Source organism: Sphingopyxis sp. SCN 67-31 (assembly GCF_001725095.1).
Genome location: NZ_MEFH01000029.1, coordinates 1 through 9,800 on the forward strand (window position 1 = coordinate 1; position 9,800 = coordinate 9,800).

Annotated in this window: 7 protein-coding genes; 6 read left to right on the forward strand and 1 reads right to left on the reverse strand. The window is 65.2% G+C overall.

Annotation, left to right across the window (positions count from 1 at the left end):
* The coding region (locus tag ABS88_RS04705; RefSeq protein WP_286749262.1) for a TonB-dependent receptor at positions 1-1,526 on the reverse strand (1,526 nt) is incomplete at its 3' end.
* A gap of 358 nt (positions 1,527-1,884) precedes the next feature.
* On the opposite strand from ABS88_RS04705, the gene ABS88_RS04710 reads away from it, so the two are divergent.
* The 6 genes from ABS88_RS04710 to ABS88_RS04735 all read left to right on the forward strand — a co-directional run.
* A complete protein-coding gene (locus ABS88_RS04710) occupies positions 1,885-2,229 on the forward strand; it encodes a RidA family protein (RefSeq protein WP_286749263.1) in 345 nt (114 codons plus the stop codon).
* A gap of 47 nt (positions 2,230-2,276) precedes the next feature.
* Positions 2,277-3,176 carry a LysR family transcriptional regulator gene (locus ABS88_RS04715; RefSeq protein WP_286749265.1) on the forward strand — a complete coding sequence of 300 codons (900 nt, stop codon included), beginning with the start codon at positions 2,277-2,279 and terminating at the stop codon, positions 3,174-3,176.
* A gap of 122 nt (positions 3,177-3,298) precedes the next feature.
* Positions 3,299-4,555, forward strand: coding sequence for an FAD-dependent oxidoreductase (locus ABS88_RS04720; RefSeq protein WP_286749267.1), 1,257 nt, complete (start codon positions 3,299-3,301; stop codon positions 4,553-4,555).
* Positions 4,556-4,605: 50 nt separating this feature from the next.
* Positions 4,606-7,674, forward strand: a complete 3,069-nt coding sequence (locus ABS88_RS04725) for a TonB-dependent receptor domain-containing protein (protein ID WP_286749268.1) — start codon at positions 4,606-4,608, stop codon at positions 7,672-7,674.
* Between the two features lie 94 nt (positions 7,675-7,768).
* Entirely contained in the window at positions 7,769-9,487 is a 1,719-nt protein-coding gene (gene ggt / locus ABS88_RS04730) for a gamma-glutamyltransferase (protein WP_286749269.1), read from the forward strand.
* The coding region (locus ABS88_RS04735; RefSeq protein ID WP_286749270.1) for a gamma-glutamyltransferase at positions 9,484-9,800 on the forward strand (317 nt) is incomplete at its 3' end. The genes ggt and ABS88_RS04735, both read left to right, overlap by 4 nt.

The window sequence follows — 9,800 nt, forward strand, 5'->3', positions numbered from 1 at the left end:
TGGTTGCGGAACGGCGCATAGGCCGGCGCATCGAGGTTGATGCCCGAAAAGACGTCAGTGCTCGTCACGTCGGTCGTGAAGCGCTTCTTGTCCTTGGTGTAGTTGCCACCGAGGGTCAGCGTCAGGCGATCGGTCACGTCGAAATCCACCGTGCCGAAGATCGACCAAGCCGTGTTTTTCATGCCGTAATATTCGTCCATGCCGTCACCGGCGCGGAAGAAGGTGCCCACATATTTGGCCGGGTTGCCTTCGAGCGTGCCAAGCGTCCCTTCAAGCACCGGAACGCTCAGCGCCCCGCCGCTTGCCGCCTGGATCAGCGCATTGCCATAGGCGCGGAAATCGTCGCCGAAATAGATCTGGCTGTGCTGCTTGATCTTCTCGTTGAAATAATAGCCGCCGATCAGGAAGTTGATCGGACCGTCGAAATCCGAGGCCAGACGCAGTTCCTGCGTGAAGGTGTTGATCGCGGTATCGTCCGACTTCTGCCCGATCAGGTCGGCGCTGGTGAAGTCCGAATCCTGGTTGGTGTTGGAGCGAACCTCGCGATAGGCGGTGATCGAGGTCAGCGACATGTTGCCGAGATCATAGTCGATCTGGCCCGAACCGCCGTAATTCTTGATCAGGTTCGACGACAGGAAGTTGTTGTAGACGCGATACGAAAAGGGATTGTTCGCATCGACGCTGGGGCCGCCCGCGAGGGCATTGGTGATCGCGACCGTCGGGCCGGCGATGACGTTGCCGGCGATGCAGCAATTCTCGTCGATCTTGTCATAATCGCCGATCAGGCGGATCGTCAGCGCGTCGGTCGGTTCGAACAGCAGCTGGCCGCGCACGCCCCAGCGGTTGCGATCGTTGACGTCGGTGTCGAGGTTGACGTCGCGGGCATAGCCGTCGCGGCGGTTGTAGTTGCCGCCGAGCGAGAAGGCGATCTTGTCGCTGATCGGGCCGGTGATGTCGCCCTTGATGACGAAGGCGTCGTAATTGCCGTAGCTCGCCTCGACCGAACCGCCGAATTCATACTGCGGCTTCTGCGTGACGATGCTGATGACGCCCGCCGACGCATTCTTGCCGAACAAAGTCGACTGCGGACCGCGAAGCACTTCGATGCGCTCGACATTCGGAAGGTCGCCGATCTGGGCGGCCGAACGCGAACGATAGACGCCATCGATGAAGACGCCGACCGAGGGCTCGATGCCCGGATTGTTCGCGCCGTTGCCGAAGCCGCGGATGATGAAGTTGGTGTTCGCGCTCGACTGGAGCTGCGACACGCGAAGGCTGGGGACCGCCGACTGCAGGTCGATGAGGTCGCGGATCTGCGCGTTCTGGATATCGGCGGCCGAGGTCACCGAAACGGCGATCGGCGTATCCTGAAGCGTCTGCGACCGCTTGGTCGCGGTGACGATGATGTCATTGCCATAATCGGTGTCGCTTGCGGGCGCCTCGGCGGTGTCCTGAGCGAAAGCGATGGCGGGGGTGGTCGCGGCGCACAGCATCGTGGCGCCCAACAAAATGTTGCGCAAAGTCATGATAGTCTCTCTCTCCATACCGCCAGAGGTGACCCATCGGGCCTAAGGAGGGGATGCACTGGCGGTGACTGGTCGCTGTAATACGGCGGCGGGCCGCGTCAACGCCATCGCGGTGACAATGGCGGATTTTCCCGAAATTCGTGACCAAAAAGCAACAGTTTACGCTACGGCGACCGTTTGGGCGCTCGCGAGACCGGACAAACCGCCAGCAAAATCTTCCGGTTGCGCCATCGGCGCCGCGCTCCCGCCGAAAGTTGCACGCCATAACCCATAGCTATGGATCACCCGCCAATCGGCGATATTTTGCTCAATGGTCTGCGCCTAGAAGCCTGTCACCGCCAAACAGGAGAGGATCATCATGCCGGGACCGCCGCTTTCCCCTGCCCGCTGCGCCGGGTCGCTCGTCTTCACATCGGGACAGCTCGCGCGCGGCGACGACGGCAAGATCGTCGCCGGAGGAATCGAAGCGCAGGCCGAACAGGCGCTCGCCAATCTGATCGCCGTGCTCGCCGCCGAAGGCTGCACCGCCGCCGATGTCGTCAAGGTGACGGCCTGGCTGACCGACGCGCGGTTCGGCGCCGCGTTCAACGCGGCCTATCGCCGCCATTTCGGCGCGCCCTTCCCCGCGCGCTCCACGGTGGTCTCGGCGCTGCTCGCCGACGGTGCCTTGATCGAAGTCGAGGCGATCGCGCAGCGCGCATGAGCGTAAAGGGCACTGGACCCCAGCTTTTGCGGGAGTACAGTCGCGGCATGCGCTTTCGCCAGATCGAAGTCTTTCACGCCGTCTATACGCACGGGTCGATCAGCGCCGCCGCGCGCGCGCTCGGCGTGTCGCAGCCTTCGGTATCGAAGACGCTGCGCCATGCCGAGGACGGTCTGGGCTTCTCGCTGTTCCAACTCGCCCGCGGCCGCCTCGTCCCCACCGACGAGGCGCATGCGCTGATGCACGAGGCGGGCGATATTTTCGACCGCATCACCTCGCTCCAGCATACGGCGCGCAATCTGTCGCAAGCGGGCGGCGGGCATATCCGGCTCGGCATCGTGCCCAGCCTGGCGCTCGACGTCGTACCGCAGGCGATGGCCCAGTTCCGCCGCGAATGGCCGCGCGTGACCTTCGAGGTGCATACGCATCATCATGACGATCTGGTGCAATCGCTGATCGAGCGCGAAACCGATATCGCGATCGCCTACACCCCGCCGCGCCATCCGCGCCTGACGCGCTCGCTGCTGGCGGAAGGCGAGCTGGTCGTCTTCTTCCCCGACGGCGCCTTCGCCGATGCCGGCCTGCGCCTTGCACTCGACCAGCTGGCCGATCGCGACGTCATTGGCGTGGCGGCAACGGGGCCGATCGGCGACGTCCTCACCCGCGCGGCGCGCGATCGCGGCATTACCTATCGCGAATCGGTGTCGGTCCAGACCTTCTTCATCGCGGCGCGTCTGGCCCAGCTCGAGGCCGGCGTCACGGTGATCGACGAATTCACCGCGCGCGCCTGGCAGTCGCCCGGCTATCGCTGGCTGCCGACCGACCCGCCACTGGGGTTCACCGTGTCCTACGTCACGCTGGAGGACCGGCCGCCGTCGAAGATCGCGCGCCAGTTTCTGCGCACGCTCGAAGACACGCTCGAGGGGATCCGCGCCGACCGCCCATAGCCTTTGGCTATGGATGTCACAAATGTTGCATATTTGCGCTGCGTGACCCTTCGATATTCTGCCCCGCGAGCAGGCGGCGGCATTTTCCCTTTCGCCCTGCCACAGGGGGATCGGGTTGATCGATGCGGGCCACGTTCGGACAGGACGAACCGCCGCAGACAAGGCGGCCGCAGGAGCTGATCGTGATCGGCGCCGGCGTCGTCGGCATGGCGACCGCGCTGACCCTTTCCGACCGCGGCCACCGCGTCACGCTCATCGACGCGGCCGAGGGCCCGGGCCTTGGCACCTCCTTCGCCAATGGCGCGCAGTTGAGCTACGCCTATACCGACGCGTTCGCGAGCCCGTCGACCGTCGCGCAATTGCCGCGGCTGCTGATGGGACTCGATCCGGCCTTTCGCCTCACGCCCTCGCTCGATCCCGATTTCCTGCGCTGGGGCATCGCCTTTCTGCGCAACGCCTCGGCGGGGCGGTTCCGCCGCAACACGCTGGCGGGCCTGATGCTGGCGATCGAATCACGCGCGGCGCTCGACCGGCTGACGCAGCGGCACGGCATCGAATTCGCGCGCAGCGCCCCCGGCAAGCTCATCCTCTATCGCAGCGCCAAAAGCTTTGCGGCGGCCGAGCGTGTCGCCGCGATGAAGGCCGAACATGGCGCGAAGCAGAGCCTGATCGACGCCGATCAGGCGGTGGCGATCGAACCCGCGCTCGGCGCGATCCGGCCGGAAATCGCCGGCGCGGTGTTCGACCGCGGCGAGGAAGTGGGCGACCCCTATCGCTTCTGCAACGGCGCACGGGCTGCCTTGGCGGCGCATGGACAAAGCGCGAGCTGGTTCCGCACCGACATTGCCGCGATCGAGCCCGACGCGCGGCGCCCCGCGATCGTCGCGCGGGACGGTCGGCGGTTCGCCGCCGACCGGATCCTATTATGTTCGGGCACGGGATCGCTCGCGCTGGCGCGGAGTTTCGGCGTCCGCCTGCCGATCGTGCCGATGAAGGGCTATTCGATCACCGCCGCGCCGGGCGACGCGGCGCCGACGGTCAGCATCACCGACGCTGCGAACCGGGTCGTTTTCGCCCGGCTGGGCAATCGCATGCGGATTGCCGGCCTCGCCGACCTGGCGCAGCGCGACGCCGCGGTCGATCCGCGGCGGCTCGCCACGTTGATCGCCAGCGCCCGCGCTGCGCTGCCCGAGGCGGCGACCTATGACGCGATCGAATCGAGCTGGGCGGGACTGCGGCCGATGACCCCCGATTCGCTGCCGATCACGCGGCCGATCGCGCCGGGGGTGATCGCGAACACGGGACATGGGGCCTTGGGCTGGACCTATGCCGCCGGGTCGGCCGCGCGCGTCGCCGCGCTTATCGATCGAGAGGATTAATACAAAAATACAATCGCTTATCTGCCAAATCTCAGGGAAGGGCCAATAGCATGAACAGGGGTCAAAAATTCATCAGCCTGATGGGCGGCATTTCGCTGCTCGCCAGTGCAACCGCCGCCATGGCGCAGGACCGCGCCGAACCCGAACCGCAAATCGCCGAGGATATCGAACAGGACTCGGGCGAAGCGATCGTGGTCACCGGATCGCAGATCAAGGGCGCCGACGTCGCCGGGGCGCTGCCGCTGACGTTGCTCAACGAACAGGATATCGACGCCATTGCCGCGACGAGCGGTGACGATCTGTTCCGCGCCATTCCGCAGGCGGGCGATGTCGCCTTCAACGAAAGCCGCGACGCCGGCGGCATCAACGACGCGCGCGGCGACGTCGCGTCGATCAACCTGCGCGCGCTGGGCACGGGCAACACGCTCGTCCTCCTCAACGGGCGCCGCATGGTGCTGCACCCCGGCACCCAGTCCGAAAATCTGGTTCCGGTGCAAAGCGTCAACACCAACACCATCCCGGTGACGGGGGTCCGCCGCGTCGAGGTTCTGCTCGACGGCGCCGCCGCCATCTATGGATCGGATGCGGTCGCCGGCGTCATCAACACCGTGCTCAAGGACAATTTCAAGGGGCTGCGCGTTACCGGCGAATATAGCCTGACCGACGACAGCGATCAGCGCGAATATGAACTGTCGTTCGAAGCGGGCCACACGTTCAATGACGGCCGCACCAACATTTCGCTGTTCGGGTCGTTCAACCACCGCGATCCGCTTTATGCGCGCGAACGCTACAACTCGCGCTCGTCGGATCTGCGCCCGCTGCTCGTCGGGACGGCGTTCGAGGGCGATACCGATTTCCGCAACACATCGGTCGATACGATCTGGGGCGAATTCCAGCGTCTGACGAACAGCTACGCCCCCTCGACCACGACGGCGCGCATCGACGGCGTCGCGCTGACGACCAGCGGCATCTTCCATGTCCAGCCCGACACCAACGACGGCTGCATCGCGCCGACCCAATATGCCGGCACCTGCTGGGACAACAGCTCGCTCTCGACCGTCTCGAGCGATGAAAATCTGCGGTACGACACCAACTATCTGCGCACGATTCTGGGACGCAACAATCGCTTCAACCTGTTCGGCTTCCTGAATCATGAATTTGATTCGGGGCTGGAATTCTATGCCGAGGCAGGCTGGTATCATTCGGATTATCGCGCCTACCGCGATACCGAAACCAACCTGTCGAGCCAGCGGCTGATCATCCCCGCCAACGGCTATTGGAACCCCTTCGGTCCGGTCGGCAGCCCGAACCGGATTCCGGGTCTGACCGGCGTGTCCGATGCCGGGGTGCCGATCGAACTGATCGACTATCGCCCGGTCGATGCTGGCCCGACGATCGTCAACGTCAAGAACGACACCATCCGCTTCCTCGGCGGGCTGCGCGGCAAGCTGCTCGGCTTCGATTTCGACACCGCGGCGCTTTACTCGCGCGCCCGGACCAAGGACAGCATGCACACGATTTCGATGACGCTGTTCGAAGAAGCGCTGAGCCGTACCGACGCGACCGCCTATAACCCGTTCAACGGCGGCGATCCGCTCAATCCCGGCACGCTCGATTCTTCGCCCAATCCGCAGGAGGTGATCGACAGCTTCATGGTCGATATCGGCCGTATCAGCACGACCGAGCTTTACCTCGCCGATTTCAAGCTCAGCAAGAACGACCTGTTCGAACTGCCGGGCGGCCGGGTCGGGATGGCGACCGGCGTCGAATTCCGTCACGAAACCTTTGCGGACGATCGCGACGACCGGCTCGACGGCACGATCTTCTATGTCGCGCCCGACGGCTCGTCGAACGGCAGCGACGCGATGGGCGCGAGCCCGACCCCCGACAGCAGCGGGTCGCGCGATGTGCTGTCGGCCTTCCTCGAATTTGCGGTGCCGCTGGTCTCGCCCGAGATGAATGTGCCGCTGGTCCATGCACTCGACCTGCAACTTGCGGGCCGCGCCGAATCCTATCAGGGCTTCGGATCGGTCGCGAAGCCGAAGATCGCCTTGTCCTGGTATCCGGTGCGCAACTTCCAGCTGCGCGGCAGCTGGTCCGAAAGCTTCCGCGCGCCGAACCTGCCGCAATTGTTCGAAAATGGTATCCAGCGGTCAAACACGCGCACCGACTGGATCCGCTGCGAGGCAGACCTGCGCGCGGCGCGCATCGCCAATTTCGACGAGTGCGGTCAGGCACAGGGCATCGTCAGCAACCGGTCGGGCAGCAAGGAGCTGAAACCCGAAACGGCTCAAAACCTGTCGGTCGGCGGAACTTTCCAGATGAATTTCGGCGCGGCGGGTCGTTTGACGCTGACCACCGACTATTGGGAAATCCGGCAAAAGCAAGTGATCGGCCTGTTTGGCGACTCCAATGCACTCATCCTCGACTATTTGCTCCGTTTGCAGGGTTCGTCGAACCCCAATGTTCAGCGGGCCGATCCGACCCCCGCCGATGTCGACGACTTCGACGGCACCGGCATCGCGCCGGTCGGCGACGTGATCCAGGTGATCGACAATTACACCAACCTCAGCCCGCGCCGCGTCCGCGGTATCGACTTCGGCCTCTATTATCAGGTGCGCAACACCGGCATCGGAGACATCAGCCTGCGCGTCAACGCGGCGCGCCTGCTCGAATTCTATCAGGTGCCGGGCGACATGCAGCAGATGCTGCTCGATGCCCAGACGTCGGGCGACATCGATCCGACGATCATCATCTCGGGCGCCGAAAGCCTTGTTGAACAGAATGGCCGTCCGAAGTGGCGCGGATCGGCCAGCCTGACCTGGCGCTACAAGGGCTGGGGCGCGGGCTGGTACGGCAGCTATGTCGGCCCGGTGAACGACACCTCGGCGGCGCTGGCCGACGGGACGCTGTTCCGCGTCAAGGATTACATGTCGCACAGCGTCTATGTGCAATATGAGGCCGAGAAGGGCCCGCTCAAGGATACGCGCTTCCGCATCGGGGTGCGCAACCTGTTCAACGAGCTCGCGCCGCTCGCCGATCAGAGCTTCGGCTATATCGGCGATCTGTACAGCAACCGCGGCCGTCAGTTCTACGCTTCGATCAGCAAGCGTTTCTGACCGCCGCCGGGTCGCCGGGACAGGCGGCGTGGGGGCTCCCCCTCCCGCGCCGTCTTCCCGACCGGCCGTCAGAGAATAAGAAAAGGGTCCGCCGATGATCTTCCGCCGCCTGATCGCCGCTTCACTCGCGCTGACGCTGACGCTTCCGGCGCCGCTCGCCGCGCAGAGCCGCCACCTCCTCGAATATCCGTCGATCCATTCGCCGACGGTGGGGACGCGCGGCATGGTGGTCAGCCAGAACGCCATCGCCAGCGAGGTCGGCGCGAAGATCCTGCGCGAAGGCGGCAATGCCGTCGATGCCGCGATCGCGGTCGGCTTCGCCCTGTCGGTTACGCTACCGCGCGCGGGCAATATCGGCGGCGACGGCTATATGAGCGTCTACGACGCCGCCTCGGGCGAGGTGCGCGTGATCGATTTCCGCTCGGTCGCCCCACGCGCCGCGACCCCCGCCATGTTCGTCGACAATCGCGGCAAGGAGCGCGCGGTCGCGAGCTACGGCTATCTGGCGCCCGCGGTGCCGGGAACGGTCGCGGGTTTCGAATATGCCCATCGCAAATGGGGCAAGCTGTCGTGGGACAAGATTGTCGCTCCCGCCATCGCGCTGGCCGCCGACGGCGTGCGGCTGAGCGCCGACGAGGCTTTCGTTTTCAGCTGGGGCAAGGATCGGCTGTCGAAGAGCGCGGCGGGCAAGGCCGCCTTCTACAAGCCCGACGGCAGTCTGTACCAAAAGGACGAGGTGATGAAGCGCCCCGACCTCGCCTGGACGCTGGGCGAGATCGCGCAGCATGGCGCCGACGGCTTTTACAAGGGCGAAGTCGCGCGCCGGATCGCCGCCGACATGAAGGCGCATGGCGGGCTTATCACGCTCGACGACCTCGCCGCCTATCGCCCGCAGGAGCGCGCCCCGCTGGTCGGCAGCTACCGCGGTTACACCATCTACACCGCGCCGCCGTCGAGCGCGGGCGGGGCAACGCTGCTCAATATCCTCAACCAGCTCGAACATTTCGACATCAAGGCGATGGGCGCCAATTCGGCGGCGTCGCTGCATGTGATGGCCGAGGCGATGAAGCTCGGCTATGTTGACCGCTACCGCGCGATGGGCGATCCCGCCTTCGTCACCGCGCCGGTCGGCGGTTTCATTTCGAAAGCCTATGCCGCCGAGCGCGCGAAACTGATCGACCCTGCGCGCGCCAAGCCGATCGACGCCATGCCTTTCGGCGACCCGCTCCGCTACGAAAGCCCCTCGACGACGCATTTCTCGGTCGCCGACAAGGACGGCAATGTCGTCTCGACGACCTTCACGCTCGGTTCGGACTTCGGATCGGGGGTAATGATCGCGGGAACGGGCATCCTCCTCAACAACGAGATGAACAATTTCAGCCACGAACAGGCCTGGGAGGCACAGCGAACCGGCACACCGCCACCGCTCAACGCAATGGAGCCGGGCAAGCGAATGTTGTCGACGCAGATGCCGACGATCGTGATGAAGGACGGCAAGCCGTGGATCGTCACCGGAACCCCCGGCGGCAGCACGATCATCACCTCGGTCGTGCAGGTTCTCGTCAACGTCATCGATCATGGCATGAACATCGCCGAAGCGACGCACCAACCGCGCATCTATCAGGGTGCGAGCGACACGCTGCGCGTCGAACCCAATTTCAACCCGGACACCGTCGCCGCGCTGAAGGCGATGGGCCATCCGATCACCAGCGATGAAACGATGGGCAGCGAACAATCGATCATGATCGACAAGGGCCTGTTCCTCGGCGCCGCCGATCCGCGGCGCCCCGGCGCGCTGGCGGTGGAACCATGATGCGCCGCCGCCTGTTCCTGCTCGCCGCCGGCCTGCTCGCGGCCTGCGCGCCGGTCGCGCCGCCGCAAACGGTCGCTCCGCCCGCGGCGTCCGCTCCCTCTTCCGCCGACGAGCAGGCGTTCGTCGCGGCCGCGCATCCACTCGCGGTCGAAGCGGGGCTCGACGTGCTGCGTCGCGGCGGCAACGCCGTCGACGCAGCCGTCGCAGTCCAGGCGATGCTCGGGCTGGTCGAACCGCAAAGCTCGGGGCTCGGCGGCGGGGCCTTCATGGTCTATTATGACGCCGCCACGCGCGGCGTCACCGTCTATGACGG

Coding starts and splice junctions, on each gene's coding strand:
- ABS88_RS04720 (WP_286749267.1), top strand. CDS start 3,299: ATGCGGGCCACGTTCGGACAGGACGAACCGCCGCAGACAAGGCGGCCG.
- ABS88_RS04715 (WP_286749265.1), top strand. CDS start 2,277: ATGCGCTTTCGCCAGATCGAAGTCTTTCACGCCGTCTATACGCACGGG.
- ggt (WP_286749269.1), top strand. CDS start 7,769: ATGATCTTCCGCCGCCTGATCGCCGCTTCACTCGCGCTGACGCTGACG.
- ABS88_RS04710 (WP_286749263.1), top strand. CDS start 1,885: ATGCCGGGACCGCCGCTTTCCCCTGCCCGCTGCGCCGGGTCGCTCGTC.
- ABS88_RS04725 (WP_286749268.1), top strand. CDS start 4,606: ATGAACAGGGGTCAAAAATTCATCAGCCTGATGGGCGGCATTTCGCTG.